Source organism: Stenotrophomonas maltophilia (assembly GCF_047782825.1).
Classification (GTDB): domain Bacteria; phylum Pseudomonadota; class Gammaproteobacteria; order Xanthomonadales; family Xanthomonadaceae; genus Stenotrophomonas.
The window spans coordinates 95,565-121,364 of sequence record NZ_CP180589.1; the positions used below are offsets into that span (position 1 = coordinate 95,565).

At 67.4% G+C, this 25,800-nt stretch carries 29 protein-coding genes and 3 tRNA genes; 13 read left to right on the forward strand and 19 right to left on the reverse strand.

Annotation, left to right across the window (positions count from 1 at the left end; genetic code table 11):
• Positions 1-69: 69 nt before the first annotated feature.
• Positions 70-471 carry a hypothetical protein gene (locus ACM2ZB_RS00415; RefSeq protein ID WP_416056999.1) on the forward strand — a complete coding sequence of 134 codons (402 nt, stop codon included), beginning with the start codon at positions 70-72 and terminating at the stop codon, positions 469-471.
• 53 nt (positions 472-524) lie between these two features.
• Here the strand turns inward: ACM2ZB_RS00415 and ACM2ZB_RS00420 are convergent, their stop codons facing one another.
• The gene (locus ACM2ZB_RS00420; protein WP_416057000.1) at positions 525-1,226 is read right to left on the reverse strand and encodes an aspartate/glutamate racemase family protein; all 702 of its coding nucleotides are present in this window, start codon (positions 1,224-1,226) and stop codon (positions 525-527) included.
• A gap of 150 nt (positions 1,227-1,376) precedes the next feature.
• On the opposite strand from ACM2ZB_RS00420, the gene ACM2ZB_RS00425 reads away from it, so the two are divergent.
• On the forward strand, positions 1,377-2,015 hold the full coding sequence (locus ACM2ZB_RS00425) for a LysE family translocator (protein ID WP_416057001.1): 639 nt from the start codon (positions 1,377-1,379) through the stop codon (positions 2,013-2,015).
• Positions 2,016-2,119: 104 nt separating this feature from the next.
• Entirely contained in the window at positions 2,120-2,293 is a 174-nt protein-coding gene (locus ACM2ZB_RS00430) for a DUF1328 domain-containing protein (protein WP_116863212.1), read from the forward strand.
• Between the two features lie 33 nt (positions 2,294-2,326).
• Here the strand turns inward: ACM2ZB_RS00430 and ACM2ZB_RS00435 are convergent, their stop codons facing one another.
• From ACM2ZB_RS00435 to ACM2ZB_RS00450, 4 genes are all read right to left on the reverse strand, one after another.
• Positions 2,327-2,659, reverse strand: coding sequence for an SMR family transporter (locus ACM2ZB_RS00435; protein WP_416057002.1), 333 nt, complete (start codon positions 2,657-2,659; stop codon positions 2,327-2,329).
• A 13-nt stretch (positions 2,660-2,672) separates the two neighbouring features.
• A complete protein-coding gene (locus ACM2ZB_RS00440; RefSeq protein WP_416057003.1) occupies positions 2,673-3,245 on the reverse strand; it encodes a TetR/AcrR family transcriptional regulator in 573 nt (190 codons plus the stop codon).
• Between the two features lie 78 nt (positions 3,246-3,323).
• A complete protein-coding gene (locus tag ACM2ZB_RS00445) occupies positions 3,324-3,557 on the reverse strand; it encodes a DUF1653 domain-containing protein (RefSeq protein WP_416057004.1) in 234 nt (77 codons plus the stop codon).
• A 7-nt stretch (positions 3,558-3,564) separates the two neighbouring features.
• Positions 3,565-3,759, reverse strand: coding sequence for a peptidase (locus ACM2ZB_RS00450; RefSeq protein ID WP_416058595.1), 195 nt, complete (start codon positions 3,757-3,759; stop codon positions 3,565-3,567).
• 480 nt (positions 3,760-4,239) lie between these two features.
• On the opposite strand from ACM2ZB_RS00450, the gene ACM2ZB_RS00455 reads away from it, so the two are divergent.
• The 3 genes from ACM2ZB_RS00455 (at position 4,240) to ACM2ZB_RS00465 (ending at position 5,457) form a co-directional block, all read left to right on the forward strand.
• The gene (locus tag ACM2ZB_RS00455) at positions 4,240-4,446 is read left to right on the forward strand and encodes a hypothetical protein (RefSeq protein ID WP_313441011.1); all 207 of its coding nucleotides are present in this window, start codon (positions 4,240-4,242) and stop codon (positions 4,444-4,446) included.
• 129 nt (positions 4,447-4,575) lie between these two features.
• Positions 4,576-5,112, forward strand: a complete 537-nt coding sequence (locus tag ACM2ZB_RS00460) for a DUF3011 domain-containing protein (RefSeq protein ID WP_416057005.1) — start codon at positions 4,576-4,578, stop codon at positions 5,110-5,112.
• A gap of 141 nt (positions 5,113-5,253) precedes the next feature.
• On the forward strand, positions 5,254-5,457 hold the full coding sequence (locus tag ACM2ZB_RS00465) for a hypothetical protein (RefSeq protein ID WP_313441007.1): 204 nt from the start codon (positions 5,254-5,256) through the stop codon (positions 5,455-5,457).
• A gap of 170 nt (positions 5,458-5,627) precedes the next feature.
• Here the strand turns inward: ACM2ZB_RS00465 and dxs are convergent, their stop codons facing one another.
• From dxs to ACM2ZB_RS00510, 9 genes are all read right to left on the reverse strand, one after another.
• Positions 5,628-7,535, reverse strand: a complete 1,908-nt coding sequence (gene dxs / locus ACM2ZB_RS00470; RefSeq protein ID WP_416057006.1) for a 1-deoxy-D-xylulose-5-phosphate synthase — start codon at positions 7,533-7,535, stop codon at positions 5,628-5,630.
• A gap of 105 nt (positions 7,536-7,640) precedes the next feature.
• Positions 7,641-8,306: an HNH endonuclease gene (locus ACM2ZB_RS00475; RefSeq protein WP_313441003.1), complete on the reverse strand. Its 666-nt coding sequence runs from the start codon at positions 8,304-8,306 to the stop codon at positions 7,641-7,643.
• Between the two features lie 366 nt (positions 8,307-8,672).
• On the reverse strand, positions 8,673-10,463 hold the full coding sequence (locus tag ACM2ZB_RS00480) for an acyl-CoA dehydrogenase C-terminal domain-containing protein (RefSeq protein ID WP_416057007.1): 1,791 nt from the start codon (positions 10,461-10,463) through the stop codon (positions 8,673-8,675).
• Between the two features lie 61 nt (positions 10,464-10,524).
• Positions 10,525-11,001: an LEA type 2 family protein gene (locus ACM2ZB_RS00485; RefSeq protein ID WP_416057008.1), complete on the reverse strand. Its 477-nt coding sequence runs from the start codon at positions 10,999-11,001 to the stop codon at positions 10,525-10,527.
• Between the two features lie 176 nt (positions 11,002-11,177).
• The gene (locus tag ACM2ZB_RS00490) at positions 11,178-11,738 is read right to left on the reverse strand and encodes a lipocalin family protein (protein ID WP_416058596.1); all 561 of its coding nucleotides are present in this window, start codon (positions 11,736-11,738) and stop codon (positions 11,178-11,180) included.
• A gap of 89 nt (positions 11,739-11,827) precedes the next feature.
• Entirely contained in the window at positions 11,828-12,403 is a 576-nt protein-coding gene (locus tag ACM2ZB_RS00495; protein WP_416057009.1) for a hypothetical protein, read from the reverse strand.
• A gap of 111 nt (positions 12,404-12,514) precedes the next feature.
• Positions 12,515-12,590, reverse strand: a tRNA-Phe gene (locus ACM2ZB_RS00500).
• Between the two features lie 73 nt (positions 12,591-12,663).
• Positions 12,664-12,739, reverse strand: a tRNA-Phe gene (locus ACM2ZB_RS00505).
• A gap of 164 nt (positions 12,740-12,903) precedes the next feature.
• Positions 12,904-13,743 (reverse strand): methylated-DNA--[protein]-cysteine S-methyltransferase, encoded by an 840-nt coding sequence (locus tag ACM2ZB_RS00510; RefSeq protein ID WP_416057010.1) that lies wholly within the window; start codon positions 13,741-13,743, stop codon positions 12,904-12,906.
• 132 nt (positions 13,744-13,875) lie between these two features.
• On the opposite strand from ACM2ZB_RS00510, the gene ACM2ZB_RS00515 reads away from it, so the two are divergent.
• The 3 genes from ACM2ZB_RS00515 to ACM2ZB_RS00525 all read left to right on the forward strand — a co-directional run bounded on the left by ACM2ZB_RS00515 (position 13,876) and on the right by ACM2ZB_RS00525 (position 15,824).
• Complete coding sequence (locus ACM2ZB_RS00515) at positions 13,876-14,637, forward strand: SDR family oxidoreductase (protein ID WP_416057011.1); 762 nt, start codon at positions 13,876-13,878, stop codon at positions 14,635-14,637.
• A gap of 138 nt (positions 14,638-14,775) precedes the next feature.
• Positions 14,776-15,537, forward strand: coding sequence for a hypothetical protein (locus ACM2ZB_RS00520; RefSeq protein WP_416057012.1), 762 nt, complete (start codon positions 14,776-14,778; stop codon positions 15,535-15,537).
• Positions 15,538-15,647: 110 nt separating this feature from the next.
• Entirely contained in the window at positions 15,648-15,824 is a 177-nt protein-coding gene (locus tag ACM2ZB_RS00525; RefSeq protein ID WP_416057013.1) for a hypothetical protein, read from the forward strand.
• Positions 15,825-15,854: 30 nt separating this feature from the next.
• Here ACM2ZB_RS00525 and ACM2ZB_RS00530 read toward each other — a convergent pair whose 3' ends face one another.
• The 5 genes from ACM2ZB_RS00530 to ACM2ZB_RS00550 form a co-directional block, all read right to left on the reverse strand.
• Complete coding sequence (locus ACM2ZB_RS00530) at positions 15,855-16,292, reverse strand: hypothetical protein (RefSeq protein ID WP_416057014.1); 438 nt, start codon at positions 16,290-16,292, stop codon at positions 15,855-15,857.
• A 124-nt stretch (positions 16,293-16,416) separates the two neighbouring features.
• Positions 16,417-16,492, reverse strand: a tRNA-Ala gene (locus tag ACM2ZB_RS00535).
• Between the two features lie 91 nt (positions 16,493-16,583).
• Entirely contained in the window at positions 16,584-17,510 is a 927-nt protein-coding gene (locus ACM2ZB_RS00540) for an alpha/beta hydrolase (RefSeq protein ID WP_416057015.1), read from the reverse strand.
• Positions 17,500-18,393, reverse strand: a complete 894-nt coding sequence (locus tag ACM2ZB_RS00545; protein WP_416057016.1) for an alpha/beta fold hydrolase — start codon at positions 18,391-18,393, stop codon at positions 17,500-17,502. The genes ACM2ZB_RS00540 and ACM2ZB_RS00545 overlap by 11 nt, the downstream gene beginning before the upstream one ends.
• Positions 18,394-18,414: 21 nt before the next feature.
• Positions 18,415-19,470 (reverse strand): sugar phosphate isomerase/epimerase family protein, encoded by a 1,056-nt coding sequence (locus tag ACM2ZB_RS00550; RefSeq protein WP_416057017.1) that lies wholly within the window; start codon positions 19,468-19,470, stop codon positions 18,415-18,417.
• Positions 19,471-19,571: 101 nt separating this feature from the next.
• On the opposite strand from ACM2ZB_RS00550, the gene ACM2ZB_RS00555 reads away from it, so the two are divergent.
• The 4 genes from ACM2ZB_RS00555 to ACM2ZB_RS00570 all read left to right on the forward strand — a co-directional run bounded on the left by ACM2ZB_RS00555 (position 19,572) and on the right by ACM2ZB_RS00570 (position 25,721).
• On the forward strand, positions 19,572-20,171 hold the full coding sequence (locus ACM2ZB_RS00555; RefSeq protein WP_416057018.1) for a TetR/AcrR family transcriptional regulator: 600 nt from the start codon (positions 19,572-19,574) through the stop codon (positions 20,169-20,171).
• A gap of 47 nt (positions 20,172-20,218) precedes the next feature.
• Positions 20,219-20,515 carry a Rho-binding antiterminator gene (locus ACM2ZB_RS00560; RefSeq protein WP_416057019.1) on the forward strand — a complete coding sequence of 99 codons (297 nt, stop codon included), beginning with the start codon at positions 20,219-20,221 and terminating at the stop codon, positions 20,513-20,515.
• 120 nt (positions 20,516-20,635) lie between these two features.
• On the forward strand, positions 20,636-23,194 hold the full coding sequence (locus tag ACM2ZB_RS00565) for a Cache 3/Cache 2 fusion domain-containing protein (protein ID WP_416057020.1): 2,559 nt from the start codon (positions 20,636-20,638) through the stop codon (positions 23,192-23,194).
• A 199-nt stretch (positions 23,195-23,393) separates the two neighbouring features.
• A complete protein-coding gene (locus ACM2ZB_RS00570) occupies positions 23,394-25,721 on the forward strand; it encodes a TonB-dependent receptor (RefSeq protein WP_313440981.1) in 2,328 nt (775 codons plus the stop codon).
• The last annotated feature ends 79 nt before the right edge of the window (positions 25,722-25,800 follow it).

The window sequence follows — 25,800 nt, forward strand, 5'->3', positions numbered from 1 at the left end:
ACCCACCGCCGCGCCAGCGGGCGGAGCTTTGGCTCCGGCCACCGGTCGTTGCGGCGGGCGTGCTGGACGATGCGCGGACCACGACGACCACAGGGGGTTGCGTTGATCAGCAGTATCGTCATTCATCGCTCGGCCGGCGAAGGCGCGGCCGAGGTGCAGGTCCTGGACACCACGTTCAAGGGCAAGCGTATTTTCGTGGCCTGGGGCCTGCGTGGGCCGGAACTGAGTCGCGAAGCCGAACCGGCTGACACGGCCGCCGCACGGCAGGCCTTGCAGCGCGAGTCGCGCCAGGTCGATGGGCCGCGCAGCGGCGAGGTGTTCATCGCCAGCCAGTCGGGTGTGGCCATCAGTGTGTACCGCATGCTGACCGAAGCACGCAGCGGAGACGCGGTGTTCTTCCTGTGTGATTCGCCGCCGGTGGTGGATTGGCTGGTGACCGCGTTGGAAGTGCAGGGGCCGTTCCCTTTGTAGAGTCGAGCCATGCTCGCCTGCTTCTGCCAACAACAGTCGAGCATGGCTCGACTCTACAGAAGGTCTTCCAGCGCGGCATCCACTGCGGCACGTGCGTGCAGGGTGGTGGTGTCGAACAACGGCACCGGGCTGTCTTCGTCGCGCACCAGCAGCATGATCTCGGTGCAACCGAGAATGATGGCTTGGGCGCCGCGCTCGACCAGACGCCGGATCACCTCCACATACACCTGGCGCGAAGCCTCGCTGACCACGCCGGCAATCAGTTCGCGGTAGATGATGTCATGCACATCACGGCGGTCGTCGGCGTCGGGCACCAGCACCTGCAGGCCGAAGCGCTCGCTCAGCCGGCCGCGGTAGAAATCCTCCTCCATCGTGAAGGCGGTGCCGAGCAGGCCGACCGTGCCCAGCCCGGCCTGCACGATGGCCGTCGCGGTGGGGTCGGCAATGTGCAGCAGCGGTAGCGGGCAGGCCGCTTCCATCTGCGGGGCCAGCTTGTGCATGGTGTTGGTGCAGACCACCAGCAGTTCGGCACCGCCGGCCTGCAGGCGCTGCGCCGCGGCGATCATCTCCGCGCCCAGGGCATCCCAGTCGCCTTCGTGCTGGAGCTGCTTGATGCCGGCGAAGTCCATCGACCACAGCAGCAGCTGCGCCGAATGCGCACCGCCCAGCCGCTGCCGCACCTCTTCATTGATGAGGCGGTAGTACTGCGCCGAGCTTTCCCAGCTCATGCCACCGATCAGGCCCAGGGTCTTCATGCGTGTCTCCATGCTGGAGGCTCCATTGCAGCACAGCCCAGGGCACGGCGCAGCCCTGCATCTGTACCCGTCAATCCCGCCACGCGCTGTACGTACCGCCGCTGTGGTGCAGGCCGTAAGCTGGTCTGCTCCCCCGCGTCGAGAACAGCAATGGCCCTGCAAACCTGGTGGTGGTTCCTGGCCACGGTCTTCGTGCTGTGTGGCACGCCAGGGCCGAACATGCTGCATATCCTGGGTCGCAGCGTCGGCCTGGGCTTCCGTCGCAGTGTTCCGGCCATGGCCGGTTGCCTGCTGGCGATGCTGCTGGTGCTGGCCGCATCGGCCGCCGGCCTGAGTGCCCTGCTGCGTTCTTCGCCGATGCTGTTCGACATCCTGCGCTACCTGGGTGTGGCCTATCTGGCGTGGCTGGGCATCAAAGCATGGCGCGACAGCTACCGGCTTGCCCCGGTGGTGGCGGCCAACGAGCCGGAGCTGATTCCGGTGCAGGGCGCGTGGGCGGTATTCCGCGGCGGGCTGCTGGTGGGCCTGAGCAATCCCAAGCTGCTGCTGTTCTCCGCTGCGTTCCTGCCGCAGTTCGTCGACCCGGCACGCGGGCAGGGCCTGCAGTACACCGTGCTGGTGGCAACCTTCGCCAGCTGCGAACTGTTCTGGTACGTGATGTATGCCGCCGGTGGCCATGGCCTGCGCCGCTGGCTGGCAAGGCCCTTCGCACGGCGCTGGTTCGAACGCCTGGTCGGCAGTGTGTTCCTGGCGTTTGCGGTGGCGCTGCTGCGTTTCCGCCCGCGCTGAGTGGCGCGGCTTCACGTCGTACGCGCGGCGCGCTCACGGTGCTGGCATCGGTGCCGACCTAACCTGATCACACCGTTTGCAGTCCCTGCGGGGAAAGGATCGACATGATCAAGTGGGCCATCATTTTTGCAGTCATCGGCCTGATCGCCGGCGTGCTCGGCTTCGGCGGCATTGCCGGTGCCGCGGTCGGCATCGCCAAGTTCCTGTTCTGGGCCGGCATCATCATCGCGGTGATCCTGTTCCTGATCGGGATGAGCGTGGCCAAGAAGGTTGCGTGACAGCGCGCCTGTGGCAGCCAGGCAGCAGCGCGCTCAGTGCGCGCTGCTGCTGGAAAACAGATTGATCACCAGTACGCCCGCGCAGATCAGGCCGATGCCGATCAGGGCCGGGGTATCCAGGCGCTGCTTGAACACCAGCAGGCCGATCAGCGAGATCAGCACGATGCCAACCCCGGACCAGATCGCATAGGCGATGCCGGTGGGGATCGACTTCATGGTCATCGCCAGCAGGTAGAAGCACACACCGTAGCCGGCCAGCGCACCCAGGGTGGGGCCGAGCCGGGACATGCCGTCGGAGGCTTTCAGCAGGGAGGTGGCGATCACTTCCAGGATGATCGCGCCTGCCAGGTATACATAGGGGTTCATCAGCGGCTCCAGGTCAGGCGGGCAAGCACAGCTTCATGGCTTCGGCGGCCATGGCCAGTGCATTGCGCCGTTCTTCCTCGTCCAGCGGTCGGCCATAGGCCGTGGCCCAATAGCCGTCGGCGGCGCAGCGCGCCGTATACAGGCGCGGGTCGTTCGCTTCGCCGGGGAACTGCGTCAGCATCGCGCGCATCCACTCGCGCCAGCGCGCCAGCATCGCCGGTTCCAGCAGGTTGGCCATGGTCAGGCCGATGTCGTTGTCGCGCGTCTGCTGCAGCAGATGATCGAAGGTGACCTCGACATAGGCGCGGGTGAAACAGCCGTGGCTGGCAGGCGCGTGCTGCATGTGCGCGCGCAGGTCCTGCTCGAAATCATCGAGCATCGCGGTGAGTGTTGCGTCCAGCAGCGCCTGCTTGCTGCTGAAATGGTGGAACAGGGCGCCCTTGCTGACCCCGGCGGCGTCTGCGACGTCCTGCACGGTCATTGCGGCCAGTCCGTTCTGGCCGATCACGCGGGCGGTGGCGTCCAGCAGGGCTTGGCGCACGAGATCGGGCGCCTTGCGGCGGCCGGCGGTGGGGGATGTTTGCATGGGGAATGAAACCGACTGGACGGTTTGATTGTAGCGCATGCCACCTTCCGCGAAGGCACGGTTGGCGGCGGGCGGGGGTCAGTCTTCGATGCGGGCGAAGCGCGGCCGCGGGCCGTTCTCGCCTGGGACCTGCTCGACGAACATCGCGTACGGGCGGACCCACAGGCCACCTTCGCCATACAGGGCGCGGTAAAGCACCTGCGGTTGCAGGGTTTCGCTGCTGCGGACGATATCGATCACTTCGTACAGGCCGCCCTTGAAATGGCGGTAACGGCCCGGCGCGAGGCGGGGCAGGGGACTCAGGTCGGACATGGGGGCCTTACTTGCGGGCAGGAGTGGCGGGGGTGGCACACCAGGCGTCGATCGCCTCGGCGGTATTGGCCAGACCCTGGGCCTGGGCCAGCTCCCAAGGGCGTTCGCAGCGCTGGCTGCGCTGGCACCACTGGTAACCGGCCGAGCCGATGCAGCCGTGGGCATCCCGATCGCCGCCCACCACCGGCGCAGCCGGCGTCATGTCGGTGCGGGCCGGCGTCGACGCCGGGCGCGCACAACCGGCCAGTGCCACGACCAGCAGCACCATCGGGATCACGATCTTCATCGGAGTGGCTCCGGGTCTGGGGGCCTTAGTGTCGGCCGCTTCGACCCGGGCAACAAGCGATCAGCTGAGACTGGCGCGGACCAGTTCTTCCAGAAGGACCATGTAGCTGGCCACGAAATAGAACTTCAGCAGCGTGGAACGCTGGACGGGAAGGGAGGTGCGCATGTGGAAGGAGCCCCTGTTGATGACGGTAGTGTGAAGCCGGCCTGACTTCGTGACAAGGGTCACGAAAAAAATTCACTAAACGGACTCAGGGTTGTGATGGAGGGAAATTTCCCAGCCTCCGGCAGGGAATTTTCGTACTTGTCCGATAGGCCTGCCCCGAGGGGCTGGCTAGGCTGACTCCATCGAAGGACCGCTGTGTCCCGGCACCCATCAACCCTGCAGGAGTACGTCATGGTCATCACCGTCAAATGTCATTCCCAGCACTGGTCCGTGCTCGACTCGCAGCGCGATTCCAATGAGAGCTTCAACAGTGGCGCCGCCGCCTTCGATGCTGCGGTCGTTCTTGCCAGCGACCACCATCGCCGCACTGGCAAGCACAGCACCGTGCGGGTGGAAGCACTCGGCAACACCGTGGACGCGCTGCACTTCGGCCAGTAAGCGCGGCCGGACACAGTCAGGTCCGGTTGGGTTGTTTGAACGAAGAAAAAACCGCCGTCGCCGCCCCTCTGTGCGGCGCGCGGGGAATCCCCGATGCTTGCCTCCATCGTATTCATGTGGAGACGTGGGATGGGCAAGGGATTCGGCTGGCGTACCGTGGCGTGCACCGTGCTGCCGATGCTGGCGGCCGTAGGTGCTGCACAGGCGCAGAATTATGGATACGACGATCGCTACGATGACCGTGGCAGTGGCATCGTGCGCTGCGAATCGGTGAAGAACCGCAGCAACGAGTGCCGACTGGACGGCCGTGCGCGGCTGATCCGCCAGTTGTCCGGTTCGCCCTGCGTGGAAGGTGAGACCTGGGGCCAGTCGCGTTCCGGGGTGTGGGTCACCCAGGGGTGCCGCGCCGAATTCGTCGGTGAATCGCGCCGCGGCGGTGGCTGGGGCCATGGCAATGGCAACGGGTGGGGCGGTGGCGGTGGCCAGGTGATCGCGTGCCATTCGAACGACCGTCGCCAGCAGTACTGCGAGGCCAATATCCGTCGTGGCGTGCGCCTGATCCGCCAGGATTCGCGCAGCGCCTGCGTGGAAGGCAACACCTGGGGCTGGGACCGCCGCGGTATCTGGGTCAGCAATGGTTGCCGGGCCCAGTTCCAGGTCAACTGAGTCCGCTGCAGCGATCGCAGAAGATCAGAAAAATCCGATAGCGATCACAGTTCATTCCTCGTATTGTCGGCACCCGGGGGGCTGGAAAGCCTCCCGGTCATCCCACCGCCATCGATACGCTGTTCAAGGAGTGAGCAACGCATGTTGATCCGACTGCAATGCGAGCAGCGCCAGTGGCGCGTGCTGCACCCGGACAAGCCGGAACCGATCGAGTTCCGCGACGGTGTCCGCGCCTACGACTTCGCCGAGACCCTTGCCCGCCTGCATTTCACCGATACCGGGCAGCGCGCCGCCGTGCGCGTGGAAGCCAGCGGCGCGTTCGTGGAAGCAGTCAGTTACGGTTGAGAGCATCATCCACGCGTGGCGTGGATTTGCCGGCATGCAGTAGAGCCACGCCATGCGTGGATCTACCGGGGTGCTTCATCCACGCACGGCGTGGATCGATCGGCATGCAGTAGAGCCACGCCATGCGTGGATCTACCGGGGCGCTTCATCCACGCATGGCGTGGATCTACTCAACTCGCTGCGCTCAGGGGCGGAGTGCCGTTGGCCAGCTGCGGCCAGCGCTTGAGCACCGCCGCGCGGATGCCGGCGGCATCGATACCGGCTTCGCCCAGCAGGTCTTCGCGGCTGGCGTGGTGCTGGAAGGCATCGGGCAGGCCCAGGTGCAGGATCGGGCGCAGCACCTCTTCGGCGTTGAGCAGTTCGGCCACCGCCGAACCGGCGCCGCCGGCCACAACGTTGTCCTCGATCGTCACCAGGCCGTCGTGGCCCTTGGCCATGGCCAGCACCAGTTCGCGGTCCAGCGGCTTGATGAAGCGCATGTTGACCACGCTCAGCCCCAGTTCGCGGCCGACCTGTTCGGCGGCGGCCACGCAGCTGCCGAACGCCAGCAGGGCGATGCGGCTGCCCTGTACGCGCAGTTCGCCCTTGCCGATCGGCAGGGTCGACAGATCGCTGCCGGCATCGACGCCGGTGCCGCTGCCGCGCGGGTAGCGCACCGCCGCCGGGCCGGGGTGCTGCAGGCCGGTGCTGAGCATCTGCCGGCACTCGGCTTCGTTGGACGGCGCCATCACCACCATGTTCGGCACGCAGCGCAGGAAGCTCAGGTCCAGGTTGCCGGCATGGGTTGCACCGTCCGGGCCGACCACGCCGGCACGGTCGATCGCGAACAGCACGTCCAGATCCTGGATGGCCACGTCGTGCACCAGCTGGTCATAGGCGCGCTGCAGGAAGGTCGAGTAGATCGCCACCACCGGCTTGCCGCCCTGGGTGGCCATGCCGGCGGCCAGGGTGACCGCATGCTGTTCGGCAATGGCCACATCGAAATAGCGCTGCGGGTATTCCTTGCTGAAGCGCACCAGGCCCGAGCCTTCGCGCATGGCCGGGGTGATGCCGTACAGGCGCGGCTCGGCGGCGGCGGCATCGCACAGCCAGTCGCTGAACACATCGGTGTAGGTCGGCTTCTTCGCGCCGGCCTTGGCCACCAGGCCCTTGTCCGGATCGAACGGGCCCACGGCGTGGTAGCCGATCTGGTCACCCTCGGCCGGCTCGTAGCCTTTGCCCTTGGTGGTCATCACGTGCAGCAGCTTGGGGCCCTTGGAGGCGCGCAGCGTCTTCAGCGTGGACAGCAGGGCGGGCATGTCGTGGCCATCGATGGGACCGGTGTAATGGAAGCCCATTTCCTCGAACATCGTGGACGGCACGAACATGCCCTTCCAGTGCTCTTCCCACCGCTTCACGAAGCGCGCGGGGTTGTTCTTCTTGTCGCCCAGGATCTTCTTGCCGCCCTCGCGCAGAGCATTGAGGGTGCGGCTGCCGGTGGCGCGGCCCAGCATCTTGGTCAGCCCGCCGACCGCCTCGGAGATCGACATGTTGTTGTCGTTGAGGATCACCAGCAGGTTCGGTTCGGGGTCCATGCCGCCGGCGTGCATCAGCGCTTCGAAGGCCATGCCGGCGGTCATTGCGCCATCGCCGATCACAGCCACGACCTTGCGCTCATCGCCCTGCGACTGGCGCGCGATGGCCATGCCCAGCGCGGCGGAGATGGAGGTGGAGGAGTGACCGACGCCGAAGGTGTCGTACTCGCTTTCCTCGCGCTTGGGGAACGGCGCCACGCCGTCCTTCTGCTTGACGGTGTGGATCTCGTCGCGGCGGCCGGTCAGGATCTTGTGCGGGTAGGTCTGGTGGCCGACATCCCAGACCAGCTGGTCGTGCGGGGTCTGGTACAGGTAGTGCAGGGCCACGGTGAGTTCGATCACGCCCAGGCCGGCAGCGAAATGGCCACCGCTCTTGCCCACCGATTCGATCAGGTAGGCGCGCAGTTCATCGGCGACCGCGCGCATTTCGGATTCGTCGAACGTACGCAGGTCATCCGGCGTCTGGATACGCGCGAGGCGGGGATAGCGGGCAGAGTCGATCATCGTGTTCGCACTTTTTCTGAACGCCCATTTTCGCCCTCAATCGGGGGTGGGGCAAGCAAACGCCGCCGCCCGTGACAGGACGGTGAGGGTTGCCGGTGGCGGTGTTCAGGTGCTGAGCTTGGAACGCTTGGGCAACTGTGCCTTCAGGAAGGCCATCTGGTCGGCCAGGATGTTGCGGTTGGACAGGATCAGGTGCTCGATCCAGCTGGGCCGGTAGGGAATGGCGAGCAGGGGCATGTTGGCCTGCTGCGGGGTGCGGTCGCTCTTGCGCGAATTGCACTGGAAGCAGGCGGTCACCACGTTTTCCCAGCAGTCCAGGCCGCCCTTTGAAAGCGGCATGACGTGGTCGCGGGTCAGGGTGGGGCGGTTGAACTGCTGGCCGCAATACAGGCACAGGTGGGCGTCGCGGGCGAACAGGGCCGGGTTGGTCAGGTTCGGCGTGGGGTCCGGCGCGCGCGAGCGGGCGTGGCCGCGGGCGGCGATGATCGGGTGCAGGTCCATCCCGCTCTGCAGGCCGCTGAGCCGGTTGGTGCCGCCGTGGATGTGCAGGCACGGGTCGCCCAGTGTCCAGGACACCGCATTGCGGGCGTAGAGGCAGGCGGCGTCCTGCCAGGTGATCCAATCCAGGACGCGTCCGTGGGCATCAAGCGAGAGCAGGCGGACGGTGCCGGGGCGATGCAGCGGGCTGGCAGTGGGCGATGACGCGGCGCCCGGAGCAGACATCGAGGCTCCGGCTTCGATCAGACCCAAGCGTGTAGTGTCTGTCTCCATCGGGAAAACAGCTTATACCCGAATGTTGACGATTTGTGTATCGCCTGTCGGCGATACGCAAATCGTCAACATTCGGGTCCACACATTCTGCACCCCATCCCGCCGCTGGCGTGCTGGGGTGCCCACGCATTCCTCCTATCCCCCGCGCCGTTGGCGCGCCCCCCCTTAACAAAGGGGGGCTCTCCTCCAGACAGGGGCCGGGGGCTGCCGGGCTGGGGTCGGATCCCTTTCCGCAGGAAAGGGCTCTGACCCCCTCTCCACGCATGGCGTGGATCTACTGGGACTCCACGCATGGCGTGGATCTACCGGGGTGTCGGGGCTGGGGTCGGATCCCTTTCCGCAGGAAAGGGCTCTGACCCCGTGCGCTCAGGCGCCGAAGCGCTCGTCGTCCATGGCCATCAGCGGGGCGGCGCCGGCCTGCATGGCCGCGGCGTGGGCCAGGGTGCGCGGCAGCACGCGGGCGAAGTAGAACCGCGCCGTTTCGCGCTTGCCCTGGGCGAAGGTGGCGCCGTGCGCGCTGGCGTCGGCGGCGGCCACGCTGCGGGCCCACCAGTAGGCCAGCACCACGTAACCCGAGTAGAACAGGTAGTCGTAGCTGGCCGCGCCCAGTTCGTCCGGATTGCCGGCCGCGCGCTGCAGCACGTCCATGGTCAGCTTGCCCCATTCGGCGGCCTTGGCACGCAGCGGGGCGATGAACTCGGCCAGCGCCTCGTTGCCTTCGTGTTCCTGGGCGAAGGCTTCGATCTCGGCCAGCATCAGCTTCAGGCCGGCGCCCTGGCTGGACGCGGTCTTGCGGCCGATCAGGTCCAGTGCCTGGATGCCGGTGGTGCCTTCATACAGGGTGGTGATGCGCGCATCGCGGGCCAGCTGCTCCATGCCGTGTTCGCGGATGTAGCCGTGGCCACCGAAGCACTGCAGGGCGTTGTAGGTGTTTTCAATGCCCCATTCGGTCTGGCAGGCCTTGGAAATGGGGGTCAGGAAGCTCACCAGGGTGTCGGCGCGCTCGCGCTCGGCGGGGTCCTGGGCGCTGTGTGCCACGTCGATCAGGGTGGCCGCGTGCAGGGCCAGCAGGCGGCTGCCTTCCACCAGCGACTTGATGGTCAGCAGCATGCGCCGCACATCCGGGTGCACCAGGATCGGGTCGGCCGGCTTGTCCGGGAACTTGGCGCCGCTCAGGGCGCGCGACTGCAGGCGCTCACGGCTGTACTTCAGCGCGTTCTGGTAGGCGCGTTCGGACAGGCCGATGCCCTGCAGGCCGACGCCCAGACGCGCGGTGTTCATCATGGTGAACATCGCCTGCAGGCCCTTGTGCGGCTGGCCGACCAGGTAGCCCTGCGCACCGTCGAAGTTCATCACGCAGGTGACCGAACCCTTGATGCCCATCTTGTGCTCGATCGAGCCGCAGCGCAGCGCGTTGCGCTCGCCGACGTTGCCGTCGCGGTCGACCTTGAACTTGGGGGTGACGAACAGCGAGATGCCCTTGGCGCCCGGGGGGGCATCGGGCAGCTTGGCCAGCACCAGGTGCACGATGTTTTCCGTCAGATCGTGCTCGCCGGCGGTGATGAAGATCTTGGTGCCGGTGATGGCATAGCTGCCGTCGGCGTTCGGCTCGGCCTTGGTCTTCAGCAGGCCCAGGTCGGTGCCGCAATGCGGCTCGGTCAGGCACATGGTGCCGGTCCAGCGGCCTTCGATCAGGGGCTTGAGGAAGGCGTCGTGCTGCCAGGCCTCGCCGTGCTGCTTCAGCGCTTCGATGGCGCCGTGCGACAGCAACGGGAAGTTGCCCCAGGCCAGGTTGGCGGCGTTGATCATTTCGTTCAGCGGCACGCCCAGGGTATGCGGCAGGCCCTGGCCGCCCAGGTCCGGCGAGGCGGTCAGGCCGGTCCAGCCACCATCGACGAACTGATCGTAAGCCTGCTTGAAGCCCGGCGGGGTGGTCACTTCACCGGTGGCCTGGTCGAGCACGCAGCCGATTTCGTCGCCCACGCTGTTGAGCGGTGCCAGCACGCTGGCGCTGAAACGGCCGGCTTCTTCCAGCACGGCATCGACTACATCGGCGGTGGCGTCGGTGAAGCCCAGGCGGGCGAACAGCGGTTCGACCTTGAGCACGTCGTGCAGGGCGAAACGGAGGTCGGAAAGCGGGGCGGTGTAGCTGCTCATCGGTGACGTCTCGATCAGGACAAAGGGGCGCGGCAGGCGATGCCGCGGCGAAAGGGGGAACTCAGCGCAGCACGCCGGGCAGGCCCGGGGCCTGGTTGAGGGTGCTGCGGCCGCTGATGTCGAAGCTGCGCTGCTTCTTTTCCTGCGGCGTGGCCGCCACCGTGCCCTTCAGGCTGTAGGCCAGGGTGCGGTTGCCAGCCAGCGCGTCGGCCACCACCAGGCGGGCGGCGGAGCTGGGCGCCAGGTCCAGGTTGACCACGTCGGCGGAGGCGCCGCCGATGGAAATGGCCGGCTTGGCCTGCAGGGTGCCGGCTTCGGTATCGCCAACGGTCAGCGTCAGCGACACATCATCGAAGGTCATGGGCATGGAACTGTAGTTCTGCAGGCGCAGTGCCACGGTCCAGTTGCCGTCGGCACGCACGGTCAGCTGCTGCAGGCTGGCCGCCGGTTCCGAAACACGCTTGACGATGCCATCGCTGCAAGCAGCCAGGGCCAGGGTGCACAGGACGATCAAGGTGAAACGGAAGCGGTGGAACATGGGCGCAGGTCCTTTGTAGGGGGTGCGTGGAGTAAGCATACTACGGCGTATGGTCGAATGGATCGCCTGTGGCGACCCGCCGCAGAGGGTAGCGCGTGAGCATGACCGCGGGAGCGCGATCCGCAGGCGCGGGCACCGCCGTCCGCCGCGTGTGCGATGCAGATGTCCGTGCGTGGTCAGTCGGCCGGCGGAGTGGGGGGGTCGTGCAGCGGGGCCATCAGCCGCAGCGGTGCCAGGTCATAGCCCATGGCCTCGGCCTTGGCCTTGAGCTGCTCGAACAGGCCGCGGTCCATGTCCGGCAGGCGCGAGAGGATCCACAGGTATCTGCGGTCCGGTTCGCCGACCACGGCCCACTGGTAATCCGGGTCCAGCGCGATGACCCAGTAATCGGCCCAGACCAGCGGCACCCAGCTCAGCCAGTCCGGTGCGAAGCGCACCTGCAGCTGGCCGGGCTGGCCTTCCACCGGGCGTGCCACGCCCTCGGCCACCACCCGCACACCGTCGCGGTTGCGGCAGCCATTGGTGACGCTGATGCGGCCATCGCGGCGCAGCCCGTAGTTGGCGGTAATATCGCCCACGCACTGCTTCTGGAACGACACCGGCAGGTGCGCGATCTCATGCCACTGGCCGGCGTAGCGATCAATGTCCAGGGTTTCAACCGCGCGCACGGGTTCGGCGGCCAGGGCGGGCGCGGCGGTCAGCAGCAGGCAGGTCAGCAGGGCAGGGCGCAGACGCATCGGCATGGGCAGGCTCCGGACGTGACAGTCGAGCGTAGGCCAGAGGCTGTGGCCGGGTGTGAACATTGCCGGGACGGGGCGGACCGTGGTCATTGGCCGAACGGGGCCTGGCTAAGTTCCTCGCCATCGTGGCTGAGGGTGCGGGTCTGCAGGATGTGCCTTTCCATGTCCCATTTGAACAGGTCCACGCCACCTCCGCCTTCGCCTTGGGCGCGCAGACGCACCACGCCGCGGGTCAGGTTGTCGGTCAGAAGAAGCTGCGATGAGCCGTCCGCGTCGACACGGAGCCCGGCCCGGTCACGCACGCGCGCCTCGCCCCGACCTACGGGTGCGTCCAGGGCAAGGCTGGCGCTGCCGTCGTCGAACGTGGATATACCGCCGCGTTCGGCACCCGTGCGGTCAAAGATGAGCAGTCCGGCCGCGCGGCTGCGCCGGCCGTCTTCGGAGCCATCCTGCGTGATTTCCACGCGCACCACGCCGCGGTCATCCAGCACCTGCAGCCTGCGTGTGGTCAGTGCATCGACATGCAGCGGAGCGTGGCGCTGCAGGGCCAGCCAGGTGGTGGCGGCAGCCAAGGCAGCCACGAGCACGAAGAGGCCAACGATCATCCAGTGCATGCGTCGCAGCGAACGCTGCAACTGGGGCAGGGTAAGGGTGTCGTCCATGTCGTCGTCGCTCCAAGCATTCAGCGAGCGACCGTACTACAGATGTGGCGACGGGAAACGAGGGCGGAAGCGACACAAAAAAAAGACCCGCATTTCTGCAGGTCTTCAAACTGGTGGCCGAGGACGGAATCGAACCGCCGACACGGGGATTTTCAATCCCCTGCTCTACCAACTGAGCTACTCGGCCAGTTTGGCTGGCCAACCGCGCAGGGCGCGATGGCTGGAAAAAAAAGACCTGCATTTCTGCAGGCCTTCGAAAGTGGTGGCCGAGGACGGAATCGAACCGCCGACACGGGGATTTTCAATCCCCTGCTCTACCAACTGAGCTACTCGGCCACTTGTTTCGTTGCAGCGTGGTCGCTGCCGAGGACGCGCATATTACGGAGGTCGCGCGCCTTCGGCAAGCGTTTTGGCAAAAAACCTTCACATTGCCGTCTGCGCGCCTGCAAGTGATTGATCCTGCGTTGCGGGGGCAGGGCAGGCCGCGCCGATGTGATCGATCAGCTGCCCGTGGCCTTTTCCCTGCGCAGCAGTTCGCGCTTGCGCTCCACGCCCCAGGCATAGCCGGACAGGTCGCCATTGCGGCGGACCACCCGATGGCAGGGCACAGCGATCGCCAGTGGATTGCTGGCGCAGGCGCGCGCGACCGCGCGGCTGGAGCGCGGCGCGCCGATGCGCGCGGCGATATCGGCATAGGACGCGGTCTGGCCCTGCGGGATCTGCTGCAGCGCCTGCCAGACACGCTGCTGGAATGCGGTGCCGCGGATGTCCAGCGGCAACGTGCTGCCACCTGCGGGATCTTCCACCAGCCCCACCACCTGCGCGACCAGATGTTCGTAGCCGGCATCGGCACCGATCAGTTCGGCGCGGCTGAAGCGTTGCTGCAGTGACTGCAGCAGGGCATCGGGGTCATCGCCGAGCAGGATGGCGACCACGCCGGTCGTGCTGCTGGCCACCAGCACGCTGCCCAGCGTGCTTTCGGCGATGGCGAAGCGCAGGGTTTCGCCCTTGCCACCGGCACGCCAGCGGCGCGGTGTCATGCCCAGCAGGCGCGGCGCGTTCTCGTAGAAGCGGCCGCTGGAGCCGAATCCGGCCTGGTAGAACGCATCGGTGATGCGTTCCTGCTGCTGCAGGCCCTCGCGCAGGCGATCGGCGCGCAGGGCGGCGGCATACTGCTTCGGGGTCAGGCCGGTGGCCTGCTTGAACAGCCGGTGCAGCACGGTGGGGCTGCAGCCGGCCAGTTCGGCCGGCGCTTGCAGCGAAGGCGCTTCATCACAGGCCTGCAGGTGGCGGCAGACCCACTCGATACGGGCGTCGGGAGGTGCGGAGGGCGTGTCCATGGGCGGATTCTGGCACGCAGCCGGTGATCGGAAACTCCGGTTCCTGCACGGGGTAGGGGGCGCAGGAAACGGAGTGTGGGGCGTGCGCGGCGGCGCCATCGTGGCCGCACCACCCAACCACAGGACGGCACGATGCGCCTTCACGACAGGATTGCCCTCATCACCGGTGCCAGCGCGGGAATCGGCCGCGCCTGCGCGCTGCGCTTCGCCGCCGAAGGTGCGCGGTTGGTGCTCAACGCGCGCCGCCTGCAGCCGCTGCAGGAACTGGCGGAACACATACGCGCCGGCGGTGGCGAGGTGGTGGTGCATGCCGGCGATGTGGCCCAGGCCGACACCGCGCAGGCACTGGTGGATGCCGCATGCCAGGCCTATGGTGGCCTGGACATCGCCATCAACAATGCCGGCATGCTTGGCCCCAGCCGGCCCACGGCCGAGCTGGCCCCCGCCGACTGGCGGCAGGTGATGGCCACCAACCTCGACGCCGGCCTCCATGCCGCCCGCGCGCAGCTGCCGGCCCTGCAGGCGCGCGGCGGCGGTTCGCTGGTCTTCATCGGCACCTTCGTTGGCCACACGGTCGGTTTCCCCGGCATGGCCGCCTATGCGGCAAGCAAGGCCGGCCTGATCGACCTGAGCCAGGTGATCGCCGCCGAGTACGGCGCGCAGCGGATCCGCAGCAACGTGCTGCTGCCCGGCGGCACCGACACCGAGATGGGGCGCCAGGCGGCGGCCACGGAAGAGGCGCGCGATTTCGTCCGCTCGCTGCACGCGCTCAAGCGCATGGCCGAACCAGAGGAGATCGCCAATGCCGCCCTGTTCCTGGCCAGCGATGAAAGCAGTTTCATCACCGGCAGCGCACTGCGCGTGGAAGGCGGGGTGTCGATCACCCGCACCTGAGCGCGCCTGCGTGAGCGCGTCTGCGTGCATCGGTGTGTGCCGAGTGTGGCCGCGCGCGCAGGGCAGCCACCGGCACGCTGTCCAATCGGGCCGCCGATGGTTCATGCTGCGCCTCTGTTGCATCGACCAGGGAAGGACATGCCAAAGACCACCGACGTCCATGCCATCGACTGGCAGGCATTGCAGGGGGCGTATGGCGACGGCGCCGAAGCGGGCGCCCTGCTGGCGGCGCTGATGGACCCCCAGCACCAGCAGGACTGGAACGATGCCTGGTCGCATCTGTGCCACCAGGGCACGGTGTACACCGCCAGCCACGCCGCGCTGCCCGTGCTGCTGGCGATCGCGCGGCAGAGCGGACGCAGCGACCGCGATGATGCATTGCTGCTGGCCGGCGCCATCGTGGCCGGTTCGGAGGTGGGCGATCCCGGCCTGGTGCCGCATGGCGATGTCATCCAGGCGTTGCGGAGCAAAGTGCAGCAGCGCCTGCAGGGCAGTGGCAAGGACGCCGTGCCGTTGTCCGGGGATGGCCATGGTGAGCGCGGCGGGCTGCGCCAGGCGTGGCTCGGGCTGAGCGGCGAAAAAGCGTGGTCGCTGCACCTGGACCGGCTTGCCGAAGGCGAAATTGCCGGCGAATGTGCGGCCTGTTCGGCCGATCTGTACTGCACGCTGGACGCCGACGCGCCGTATGTCTGCCACGAGGACCCGGTGTTCGGCGTGCCGACGGCGGTCACCGCGTTGCTGCCGGGTGAACCGGTTGGCGTGGCCGAGCAATGGCTGATGCAGCAGGTGCGCGGCGATGGCGACGCTCGCGCCGAGCAGCTGCTGGGTCTGGCGTTCGGTCATTCCACCTGCAGCGCCTGCGGGCATCCGTTCGCCGTGCGCGAGTGCGTGCAGGCCTGAGCCACGCGCTGCCCCTGCACGTGGCGCTCGCGGCGGCCTGACTGCCGCATCACTGCCGCGCGGCTAGCGTCCCGTGGCAAGGCCGGCGTGTTGCCGGTGGGAGCCCCGCCGTGAACGACAAGCAGAACCCCAACCAGCAGCAGGCCCGCGAGGGGGCCGAGGAAAGCCGCCAGGATCGTCGGCAGGATGAGGTCGCAAAGCAGCGGCCGGGGCAGCATGACCAGCAGGTGCATGATGCCCATTCGCGGCGGCCGCAGCGCAAGGACGGCAGCCAGGATCCCGACTGAGCCTGTGCTCGGCTGCCGCTGGCTGGCCGTTCAGTCCTGCAGGGTGAATCCGGCAGGCGCGCGCTGCACCGGTGCGGCGGGGCAGTGGTACATGTCCATGTACACGGCGGTAGTGGTTTCACCGCAGTGCACGTCGTAACGGTCGATGACGTGGTAATCCGTTGCGCCTTCGGCCAGCGGCGCGAAGGTCATCATCGCCTCAAACTCGCGTTCGCGGACGGCACGATCGCTGGAGGGGGGATTGCGATTGCCGACGCTGCCACCACGCTCGAAGCGCGGGTGGCTCTGGTCGCTGCAGACCAGCCGTGCCAGGTAAGCGTGCTGGCCGATGGGCTGGCACACCTCGACGGGATTTTCCTTGCGCAGGCCCCACTGCGCCTCGTCGGTCGCGGCGGAATCGGCCGCGTGGGCAGGTACAGCGGAAACGGCCAGCGCGGCCAGCGCCAGCAGGGGAATGACTGCATGCATCCGTGCATCCTCAAGGGGTGTCGACGTGCCGATCATATCGCCGCGGCACGAGGGCGCGCGAGGGGCGTTGCGGCCCAAAGAAAAAGCCCGCAGATCACGGGGATCTACGGGCTTCTCTGAATAGTGGTGGAGCCAAGGAGGATCGAACTCCTGACCTCGTCATTGCGAACGACGCGCTCTCCCAGCTGAGCTATGGCCCCACAGCGGGGTCCAGTGTAGCGCTGCCCCCCGAGCTTGCCAAGCGGCCGGCCGGGTTGGCTGCCGGCGGGACCGACAGCCCTCCCCGCCGGTTCAGCACAGGGCTTGGCGCAGCAGGGCGCCTGCGCGTTCTACCGCCATGCCGGTGGAGGCGGCCACGGTCTGCAGGTGGATGCAGGCATGGATCATTCCGGGCAGCCGTTGCAACGTGCAGTCGATGCCGGCGCCCTGCAGCCGCCGCGCGTACTGCTCGGCCTCATCACGCAGCGGGTCGTGCTCACAGCTGAGCACGGAGGCCGGCGCCAGTCCTTGCAGGTCCGCTGCGTGGGCCGGCGAGGCCAGCGCCGGTGCGGGAGCCCGATCACCCAGATAGGCCTGCCAGCACCGCTGCATAAGTTCGGCGCTCAGGTAGTAGCCGCTGGCGTAGTCGCGATAGGAGTCGCTGCCCATGCCGGCATCCAGCGCGGGGTACAGCAGCAGCTGGTGGCGCGGCTGCGGCAGGCCGGCCTCGCGCAGCAGCAGGCAGCAGGCGGCGGCCAGATTGCCACCGGCGCTGTCGCCGCCGATCGCCAACCTTTGCGGGTCCAAGCCAAGGCGTTCGGCGTTGGCCTGCAGCCACTGCCAGGCGTCCGTGACGTCGTGCAGCGGCACCGGGAACGGATGTTCCGGCGCGAGCCGGTAGCCGACTGCCGCGATCACGCAGCCGCTGGCGTTGGCCAATGCACGACAAGGGCCGTCATAGACCGCCAACGAACACTGGAACCAGCCGCCGCCATGCGCGAACAACAGGGCCGGCGACGGGCCATCGCGCAGCCCTTGCGGTGTATAGAGGCGGACCTCCAATGCATGCCCGTCGCGTGCGATCACCGTGTGCTCGATCACGCGTGCAACCGGCTGCGGCGCACCCTGCAGCGTCGGCAACGTCCCCTCGCTGATCGCACGCAGTTCCCGCAGATCGTCGGGCAATGGCTGTGATGCCACAGCGTCGACGAACTGCTGCAGTTCCGGTTCAAGCCGCATGGCGCGCCTCCTGCAGGAATGGCAGCAGCTGCGCGAGGAACGCCTGCGGCGCTTCTTCCATGATGAAGTGGCCGCAGCCCGGAACGATGCTGCCGCGGATATCGTCGGCATGCGGCTGCAGGGTCAGCATCGGCGCATCGGCGGTGGCGTGTTCGGCGCCGATGGCCAGCACGGGCATCGGCAGCCGGCGCTGCGCGCGCAGCCTGTTCTGGCGGATCGTTTCCGGAATCGCGCGATACCAGGCGAAGCCCGCGCGCAGCGCGCCGGGGCGGCTGTAGGCGGCGATGTAGGTGTCGGCGGCCACTGCATCGCGGCGATACGACCAGCGGTCGAACATGAATTCCAGGTAGGCGCGCTCGCGACCACTGATCAGTGCCTCGGGCAGGTCGGCCACCTGGTTGAACATGAAATGCCAGAGGAAGATGTTGTCGGCCGGTGCAGCGAAGATGCCCGGTTCCGGCGCCAGGCCGGGAATCACCGCTTCGGTGACGGCCAGCTGGCGCACCGCCTGCGGCTGGTCGCTGGCCAGTGCATAGGCGATCCACATGCCGATGTCATGGCCGACCACCTGGTAACGGCCGTGGCCCAGCGCCAGCATGGTCTGGTGCAGGACGGCGGCGGCGCTGCCGGTGTCGTAGCCGTGGGCAGGGCGGTCGGATTCGCCGATGCCCGGCGGATCCACGGCAATCGCTTCGAAACCGGCCTCGGCCAGGGCGTGGAGTACGTGGCGCCAGGCGTACCAGGTCTGTGGCCAGCCGGGAATCAGCAGCACAGGTTCGCCGTGGCCGGCGGATACGCAATGCACGCGCTGGCCATCGATGCGCAGGTAGTGGTGGCGCAGGGTGTCGTCGCCGGCGGCGCCAGCGGGAAGGGACGTGGTCATGGGGAAGTGCTCCGTTGGGGCTCAGGCGATGCCGAGCATCTGCTGCATCTGTGCGGTGCTGATCGGTGCACCGGCGAAGTCGTCGAAGATCTTGTCGGTGACCGGAATGATGTGGTCGCGGATGAACGCGGCGCCTTCGCGCGCGCCGGCTTCCTGGTCCTTCAGGCAGCACTCCCACTCCAGCGTCGCCCAGCCCTGGTAGTCGCACTGGGCCAGCTTGGAGAAGATCGACTTGAAGTCGACCTGGCCGTCGCCCAGCGAGCGGAAGCGGCCCGCACGTTCGGTCCAGTCGGCATACCCGCCGTAGATGCCCTGTCGGCCACTGGGGCGGAACTCGGCATCCTTGACGTGGAACATGCGGATCAGCGGGTGGTAGATGTCCAGGTACTGCAGGTAGTCGAGCTGCTGCAGCACGAAGTGGCTGGGATCGAACAGGATGCGGCAGCGCTCGTGCTGGCCGACGCGCTCGAAGAAACGTTCGAAGCTGGTGCCGTCATGCAGGTCTTCGCTGGGGTGGATCTCGTAGCAGAGGTTGATGCCGTTGTCCTCGCAGGTATCGAGGATCGGTCGCCAGCGTCGTGCCAGTTCGTCGAATGCCGCATCGATCAGACCCGGCGGGCGCTGCGGGAACGGGAACAGGTAGGGCCAGGCGAACGAGCCGGAGAAGGTGCCCATGTCCTGCAACCCAAGACGGCGCGAGGCGCGGGCAGCCAGGTGCAGCTGCTGCTGTGCCCATTCCGTGCGGGCCCGCGGATTGCCGCGCAGTGCTTCCGGTGCGAAGCCATCACAGAGTTCATCGTAGGCCGGATGCACCGCTACCAGCTGGCCGAGGATGTGGGTGGTGAGCTCGCTGACCTGCAGGCCGTGCTCGGCCAGGGTGCCGCGGATGTCGTCGCAGTAGTCCTGGCTGTCGGCGGCGGTGGCCAGATCAAACAGGCGTGCGTCCCAGGCCGGGATCTGCAGGGCCTTGAAGCCGTGGCCGGCGGCCCATTCGGCGATGCCGGCAAGTGAGTTGAATGGGGCCTGGTCGCCGGCGAACTGCGCTAGGTGCAGGCTGGGGCCCTTGAGGGTCTGCATGTGTTGCTCCAGTTGTTTGTCGATCGACAAAGAATAGGCGCGGCCCTCGCGATGGTCAACACCCGCGTTACACTGCGCGCCTCACTGGAGCAGGCAGGCAGATGGCAGGGCGACCGCGCGAATTCGACAGGGACCAGGCGTTGCGCAAGGCGATGCTGCTGTTCTGGCAGCACGGCTATGAAGGCACGTCGATGTCGGCACTGGTCGAAGCACTGGGCATTGCCTCTGCACGCATCTACGCCGCGTTCGGCAGCAAGGAGCAGTTGTTCCGCGAAGCCGTGGCGCTGTACGAAGAAGGCGAGGGTGGTTTCGCGCCGCGCGCGCTGGAGCAGGCGACGCTGCGTGAGGCGATCGGTTCGATGCTGCGCGAGGCGGTGCTGACTTACACCCGTCGCGGGCGCCCGCATGGTTGCCTGGTGGTGTCCTCGGCCAGCAGCGTGTCGCCCGATGGCGAAGGCGTGCGGGACTGGCTGGCCAGTCATCGTCGCCAGCGCACGGCGGCGATCATCGCTCGCCTGGAGCAGGCCCAGGCCGCCGGCGAGCTGTCTGACGGTACGGCAGTGCAGGCGCTGGGTGATCTGTTCGCCACGCTCCTGCACGGCATTTCGGTACAGGCGCGCGATGGGGTCAGCCGAGAACGCCTGCTCGCTTCGGTCCAGGTCGCGCTTGCGCTGCTGCCCGGCGCGCACGCCCACGACTGAAGCCCTGCCGCACCCGCATTGATCCGCTTCGCCATGAGGAACCCCACATGACCGACTACCGCCCGCTGGACTGCGATCTGCACGATGTACTGGAAATCGCCTGCCTGCATCGCGCACGGCTGCAGGTGGAACTGACCGATGGCCGCACCATCGTGGCCCGCGCGCGCACCACGCTGAGCACGCAGGGCAAAGAGGAGTTCCTGCTGCTGGACGCGGATGATGGTGAGCACCGCATCCGCCTGGATCACCTGCTGGCGGTGGCCACGCTGGGTGCCGACGGCATGCCCGGAACGCGTACCGTGCTGGCCACGCCGCGCCCCGGTGAAACTGAACACGGTTTGTGAATCAAGGGCTTGGCGCTGTCAATAACCCGAAGCGACTAGGCCGGGTGGCGTAAAGAGGACCAGAACGGTGCCGTTAAGAGGGGACGCCTCGCGCGCTCCCTTCCACGGATATTCCTTCTGATGATGGCCCCGGCTGCATCCCGATTTTCCGCCTCGCCGCCGAAGCGGACCCTGACCATCGCAACCCGCCTGGCGCTGCTGATGGTGGCGATCACCACGGTGGCCTTCGCCGCACTGGCGATCCTGATCTACCGCGACACCGCCGACAGCTACCAGCAGCGTGTGAGCGCCGGCCTGGACACCGCCACCGTGCTGATGCGCGATTCGGTGCAGTTGTACGACCGCAGCCTGAGCGAGAGCACCGAGCGTATTGCCGGTACCTTCCGCGCGATGCTGCCGCAGGGCGAGGCGCTGGCCGATGCTGCCACACCCATCGAGGTGGCGGACCGCAGCGCGCCGACTCTGCGCCTGGGCACGCAGGCAATCGGGCCAACATCGACCGAGGTGGATCGCTTCGCCGAGGCGACCGGCGGCGTTGCCACCGTGTTCGTGCGTGACGGCGAGGACTTCGTGCGCGTGGCGACCTCGCTGCGCAACGCACAGGGCGAACGGGTGCTGGGCACCGTCCTTGACCACGCCAACCCGGCCTATGCGCGGGTGCGCGCAGGGCAGGGCTACACCGGTCCGGCGCACCTGTTCGGCACCGACTACATGACCCATTACATGCCGATTCCCGCGGCCGATGGCAGCGTGGCCGGCATCGCGTTCGTGGGGCAGGATTACTCGCAGGGCCTGGCCGCGCTGAAGACGCGCCTGCGCGATGCGACGCTGGGCCGCGAGGGTCGCTTCATCGTGGTCGACACGCGCGAGGGCAAGGCGCGCGGCCGCGTGCTGGCTGCCGCCGATGGCGAAGGTGACCTGCTGCAGGAACGCGTGGCTGCCGCGGATCTGCCGGCACTGCAGGCCCTGCTGGAGGGCAGCAGCACGCAGGCCCGCCTGCACCTGCGCCCGGCCGATGGTGGCCCCGAGCAGGCGTGGTTCGCCTCGGCGCAGCGCTACGGCCCCTGGCAGTGGATGGTGCTCGGCCTCGAGCCGCAATCGGTGCTTGGCGATGTACTCAACGGCCTGATGCTGCGCATCGCGCTGATCTCGGCGCTGGCGCTGGCCACCGTGGTCGTGCTGATCGTGCTGGTGGTGCGGCGCCTGCTGGGTCGTCCGCTGGCAGCGGCGGCGCAGGTCGCGCGCGATGTCGCCAGCGGGCGCCTGGACCGCGAAATCGATACCGGCCGTGATGATGAGGTCGGCCGTCTGCTTGGTTCGCTGCAGCAGATGCGCGCCAAGCTGCGCGAGATCCTGCAGGCGCAGGCCACCATGAGCGAACGCCATGCGGCAGGCGCGGTCAGCCATCGCATCGACGAGCAGGCCTTCGAGGGTGAATTCCGCACCATGGTGGCCGGCACCAACGCGCTGGTGGCGGCGCACCTGCAGACCCAGCAGCGCATGGTGGCCCTGGTCCAGCGCTACGCCGAGGGCGATCTGCAGCAGACCATGGACGTGCTGCCGGGCGAACAACTGGCGATCACGCAGGCGTTGAACGGCGTGCGCGGCAAACTGCAGGGCATCAATGGCGAGATCAAGCGGCTGGTTGCTGCGGCGGCCGCAGGTGACTTCAGCGTGCGCGGCGATGCGCAGGCCTTCGCCAATGATTTCCAGCAGATGGTGCAGGGCCTGAACAGTGTGATGGCCACGGCCGATGACAACCTGCTGGCGCTGTCGGGCCTGCTGCGCAACCTGGCCGAAGGTGACCTGCGCCACCGCATCGAAGGGCAGTCGCAGGGCGTGTTTGCGCGCATGCGCGAGGATGCCAATGCCACGGTGGGGTCGCTGGCCGGCATCGTCGGCCGCATCCAGCAGGCCGCCGGTGCGGTCAGCATGGCCGCAGCGGAAATCGCCGCCGGCAATGATGATCTGTCGCGCCGTACCGAACAGCAGGCCGCCAACCTGGAAGAGTCGGCCGCCTCGATCGAGGAAATGACCTCGGCCGTGCGCCAGAACGCCGATCACGCGCGCCGCGCGGACCGTCTGGCGACGGAGGCGGCGCAGGTGGCCGGGCGCGGTGGCGCGGCCATGGCCGAGATGGAAGCGACGATGGGGCAGATCGACGCCGCCTCGCAGCGCATCGCCGAGATCATCGCGGTGATCGATGGCATCGCCTTCCAGACCAACATCCTGGCGCTGAATGCCGCCGTGGAAGCCGCACGGGCTGGCGAGGAAGGCCGCGGCTTCGCGGTGGTGGCCAGCGAGGTGCGCGCGCTGGCACAGCGCTCGACGCTGGCGGCGGCGGAGATCAAGGGGCTGATCGAGGAATCGGTGGCGCGGGTGGCCGAAGGCAATGTGCTGGCCGGCGATGCCGGGCGCACCATCCAGGACGTGGTGGCCTCGGTGACCGAGCTGGGCGGGCTGGTGGGTGAGATCGCCCATGCCTGCCAGGAGCAGGCCGCCGGCATCGAACTGGTCAACCAGAGCATCGTGCAGATGGATGGGGTGACCCAGCAGAACGCCGCGCTGGTGGAAGAGGCGTCGGCTTCGGCCCGGTCGATGAGCGCGCAGGCGCGCGCGCTGCAGGACGCGGCCGGCCGCTTCGTGCTGGAGCGGCGCCCGGCAATGGCCATGGTGTAAGGGGAGCAGGGCCCGGGAGGCGGTGGCACAGGTTGCCGCCTCCCGCTTGCGCACTTTGCCGCAGCGGGCGGGACGCTGATTGCGACGGGGTGCGCAACGAAATCGTAACAATTCGGGCGATAATGAACGCTTGCGCAGTGTTCTCCTCTTCTACCGCCCGGCTCGCGCAGGCCGCACGGATGCCTCCTCAGAGCTCTCGATGCCTTCCCATACCGATTCCCGCCGTTCGTCGGGCATGTCGTCCTCCGTTTCCTTCCGTCGCCACCCGCTGGCCCTGGCCTGTGCCAGCCTGGCCCTGGCGGCCAGCTTCGGCGCCGCCGCGCAGGACCACGCGCCGACCGCGACCGCGCTGGACACGATCACCGTGACCGCCGAACACCGCGAACAGAACCTGCAGGAAGTGCCGGTGTCGGTGGGCGTGGTGCAGGGCGAGCGCATGCGCGACTTCACCGCCGGCGGCGATGACACCCTGCTGGCCCTGTCCGGCCGCGTGCCCAGCCTGTATGCGGAAACCACCACCGGCCGCATCTTCCCGCGCTTCTACATCCGCGGCCTGGGCAACATCGACTTCTACCTGGGTGCCTCGCAGCCGGTGTCGATCATCCAGGACGACGTGGTGCTGGAACATGTGGTGCTGAAGTCCAACCCGGTCTATGACGTGGACCAGGTGGAAGTGCTGCGCGGCCCGCAGGGTTCGCTGTTCGGCCGCAACACCACCGCCGGCATCGTCAAGTTCGACACCATCAAGCCCAGCCAGGAATTCGGCGGCCGCGTCAGCGCCAGCTACGCCACCTACAACAGCGTGTCGATCGACGGCGGCTTCGGCGGCCCGATCAACGACGTTGCGGCGTTCCGCGTGTCGGCCCTGTACCAGCACCGCGACGACTACGTCGACAACACCTACACCGGCCCCAGCGCCGATGGCACGGTCAGCCCGAAGAAGAACGCCATGGGCGGCTTCGACGACCGCAACGTGCGCGCGCAGCTGCTGCTGACCCCGAGCGACCAGTTCTCTATCCTGGCCTCGGCCCACGCCCGCGACTACGAAGGCACCTCGACCCTGTTCCTGCGCAATGCGCTGACCAAGGGTTCCAACCAGACCGACGTGCCGCGCGACAAGGTCGCCTACGACGAAGCCGACAACAACCCGCAGGCGTACAAGACCTACGGCGGTTCGGTGAAGGCGCGCTATGACTTCGGTGCGGTCGATTTCACCTCCATCACCGCCTACGAAACCACCTCCGGCTACAGCCGTGGCGATACCGATGGCGGCGCGGCGGTGAACTACCCGGTCAATGGCGTGCCGAACGGCTACGGCCAGTCGATGGGCCAGATCCGCGACCTGGACCAGTGGACCCAGGAATTCCGCCTGGCCAGCCATGACGACAGCGCCCTGCAGTGGCAGGCCGGCGCGTTCTACTTCAATGGCAGCGACACCACCGATTTCTACCAGCGCGCCTGGTTCCTGCAGGGCACCGCCCGCAACCCGAACAACTGGGTGCGCCTGCGCAACAAGAACACCTCCTGGGCCGGTTTCGGCCAGCTGAGCTACGCCTTCACCGACAAGTTCACCGTCACCGCGGGCCTGCGCCAGACCAAGGACGAGAAGCACACCCGCCTGCTGAAGACCGCCGACACCGCTGCCGGTGCGGTGACCTACAAGGGCCGTACGGACGTGAAGATGTCCGATACCACCCCGAGCTGGGACCTGAGCGCGATGTATCAGTTCACCCCGAACGTGAGCGTCTACGCCAAGGTGGCACGTGGCTTCCGCGGCCCGACCATCCAGGGCCGTTCGGCCGTGTTCAATGCCGACTTCACAACCGCCGATTCGGAAACGATCCTGTCGTGGGAAGCGGGCGTGAAGAGCAGCCTGTGGGACAACCGCCTGCGCCTGAACGCCACCGCCTTCACCTACACGGTCAACGACATCCAGCTCAACGGCAACGATTCGGACGGCAATGGCGTGCTGTTCAACGCCGACAAGGCCAAGGCCTACGGCTTTGAAGCCGACATGGAACTGCGTCCGATCCCGAACCTGACCCTGAGCGCCGGTGTCAGCCTGCTGCACAGCGAAATCCAGGACAAGCGCGTGTACGCGCAGGTCTGCGCGCTGAACGGCGCGGTGGTGTGCACCGTGAACGACCCGACCATCAAGGTCGGCGCGAACACCTTCGCCCAGATCGACGGCAACCCGCTGCCGAACGCGCCGAAGTACAACGTGAACTTCGCTGCCCGTTACGACTTCCCGGTCAGCGATGCCGGCACCATGTTCGTGTCCACCGACTGGAACAAGCAGGGTTACACCAGCTTCGTGCTGTACGACAGCAAGGAATTCAATTCCAAGGGTGACTTCGAAGGCGGCCTGAAGCTGGGTTATTCCGGCAACTACGGTGCCTACGAAGTGGCGCTGTTCGCGCGCAACATCACCAACGAGAAGAACCTGAAGGGTGTGATCGAGAACTACATGGCCGCGGTCTACAACGAACCGCGCACCGTGGGCGTCTCGCTGAACATGAACTGGTAAAGGCACTGCGGCGGTGGCGGGTTGTCCTGCCACCGCAACGTGAAGACAGAAAGGGCGACCCGGTGATCCGGGTCGCCCT

Excerpts from the sequence above, each read along its gene's own strand:
- ACM2ZB_RS00415 (WP_416056999.1), top strand. The coding sequence starts at position 70 with ATGCGCGGACCACGACGACCACAGGGGGTTGCGTTGATCAGCAGTATC.
- ACM2ZB_RS00420 (WP_416057000.1), bottom strand. The coding sequence starts at position 1,226 with ATGAAGACCCTGGGCCTGATCGGTGGCATGAGCTGGGAAAGCTCGGCG.
- ACM2ZB_RS00425 (WP_416057001.1), top strand. The coding sequence starts at position 1,377 with ATGGCCCTGCAAACCTGGTGGTGGTTCCTGGCCACGGTCTTCGTGCTG.
- ACM2ZB_RS00430 (WP_116863212.1), top strand. The coding sequence starts at position 2,120 with ATGATCAAGTGGGCCATCATTTTTGCAGTCATCGGCCTGATCGCCGGC.
- ACM2ZB_RS00435 (WP_416057002.1), bottom strand. The coding sequence starts at position 2,659 with ATGAACCCCTATGTATACCTGGCAGGCGCGATCATCCTGGAAGTGATC.
- ACM2ZB_RS00440 (WP_416057003.1), bottom strand. The coding sequence starts at position 3,245 with ATGCAAACATCCCCCACCGCCGGCCGCCGCAAGGCGCCCGATCTCGTG.
- ACM2ZB_RS00445 (WP_416057004.1), bottom strand. The coding sequence starts at position 3,557 with ATGTCCGACCTGAGTCCCCTGCCCCGCCTCGCGCCGGGCCGTTACCGC.
- ACM2ZB_RS00450 (WP_416058595.1), bottom strand. The coding sequence starts at position 3,759 with ATGACGCCGGCTGCGCCGGTGGTGGGCGGCGATCGGGATGCCCACGGC.
- ACM2ZB_RS00455 (WP_313441011.1), top strand. The coding sequence starts at position 4,240 with ATGGTCATCACCGTCAAATGTCATTCCCAGCACTGGTCCGTGCTCGAC.
- ACM2ZB_RS00460 (WP_416057005.1), top strand. The coding sequence starts at position 4,576 with ATGGGCAAGGGATTCGGCTGGCGTACCGTGGCGTGCACCGTGCTGCCG.
- ACM2ZB_RS00465 (WP_313441007.1), top strand. The coding sequence starts at position 5,254 with ATGTTGATCCGACTGCAATGCGAGCAGCGCCAGTGGCGCGTGCTGCAC.
- dxs (WP_416057006.1), bottom strand. The coding sequence starts at position 7,535 with ATGATCGACTCTGCCCGCTATCCCCGCCTCGCGCGTATCCAGACGCCG.
- ACM2ZB_RS00475 (WP_313441003.1), bottom strand. The coding sequence starts at position 8,306 with ATGGAGACAGACACTACACGCTTGGGTCTGATCGAAGCCGGAGCCTCG.
- ACM2ZB_RS00480 (WP_416057007.1), bottom strand. The coding sequence starts at position 10,463 with ATGAGCAGCTACACCGCCCCGCTTTCCGACCTCCGTTTCGCCCTGCAC.
- ACM2ZB_RS00485 (WP_416057008.1), bottom strand. The coding sequence starts at position 11,001 with ATGTTCCACCGCTTCCGTTTCACCTTGATCGTCCTGTGCACCCTGGCC.
- ACM2ZB_RS00490 (WP_416058596.1), bottom strand. The coding sequence starts at position 11,738 with ATGCGTCTGCGCCCTGCCCTGCTGACCTGCCTGCTGCTGACCGCCGCG.
- ACM2ZB_RS00495 (WP_416057009.1), bottom strand. The coding sequence starts at position 12,403 with ATGGACGACACCCTTACCCTGCCCCAGTTGCAGCGTTCGCTGCGACGC.
- ACM2ZB_RS00510 (WP_416057010.1), bottom strand. The coding sequence starts at position 13,743 with ATGGACACGCCCTCCGCACCTCCCGACGCCCGTATCGAGTGGGTCTGC.
- ACM2ZB_RS00515 (WP_416057011.1), top strand. The coding sequence starts at position 13,876 with ATGCGCCTTCACGACAGGATTGCCCTCATCACCGGTGCCAGCGCGGGA.
- ACM2ZB_RS00520 (WP_416057012.1), top strand. The coding sequence starts at position 14,776 with ATGCCAAAGACCACCGACGTCCATGCCATCGACTGGCAGGCATTGCAG.
- ACM2ZB_RS00530 (WP_416057014.1), bottom strand. The coding sequence starts at position 16,292 with ATGCATGCAGTCATTCCCCTGCTGGCGCTGGCCGCGCTGGCCGTTTCC.
- ACM2ZB_RS00540 (WP_416057015.1), bottom strand. The coding sequence starts at position 17,510 with ATGCGGCTTGAACCGGAACTGCAGCAGTTCGTCGACGCTGTGGCATCA.
- ACM2ZB_RS00545 (WP_416057016.1), bottom strand. The coding sequence starts at position 18,393 with ATGACCACGTCCCTTCCCGCTGGCGCCGCCGGCGACGACACCCTGCGC.
- ACM2ZB_RS00550 (WP_416057017.1), bottom strand. The coding sequence starts at position 19,470 with ATGCAGACCCTCAAGGGCCCCAGCCTGCACCTAGCGCAGTTCGCCGGC.
- ACM2ZB_RS00555 (WP_416057018.1), top strand. The coding sequence starts at position 19,572 with ATGGCAGGGCGACCGCGCGAATTCGACAGGGACCAGGCGTTGCGCAAG.
- ACM2ZB_RS00560 (WP_416057019.1), top strand. The coding sequence starts at position 20,219 with ATGACCGACTACCGCCCGCTGGACTGCGATCTGCACGATGTACTGGAA.
- ACM2ZB_RS00565 (WP_416057020.1), top strand. The coding sequence starts at position 20,636 with ATGATGGCCCCGGCTGCATCCCGATTTTCCGCCTCGCCGCCGAAGCGG.
- ACM2ZB_RS00570 (WP_313440981.1), top strand. The coding sequence starts at position 23,394 with ATGCCTTCCCATACCGATTCCCGCCGTTCGTCGGGCATGTCGTCCTCC.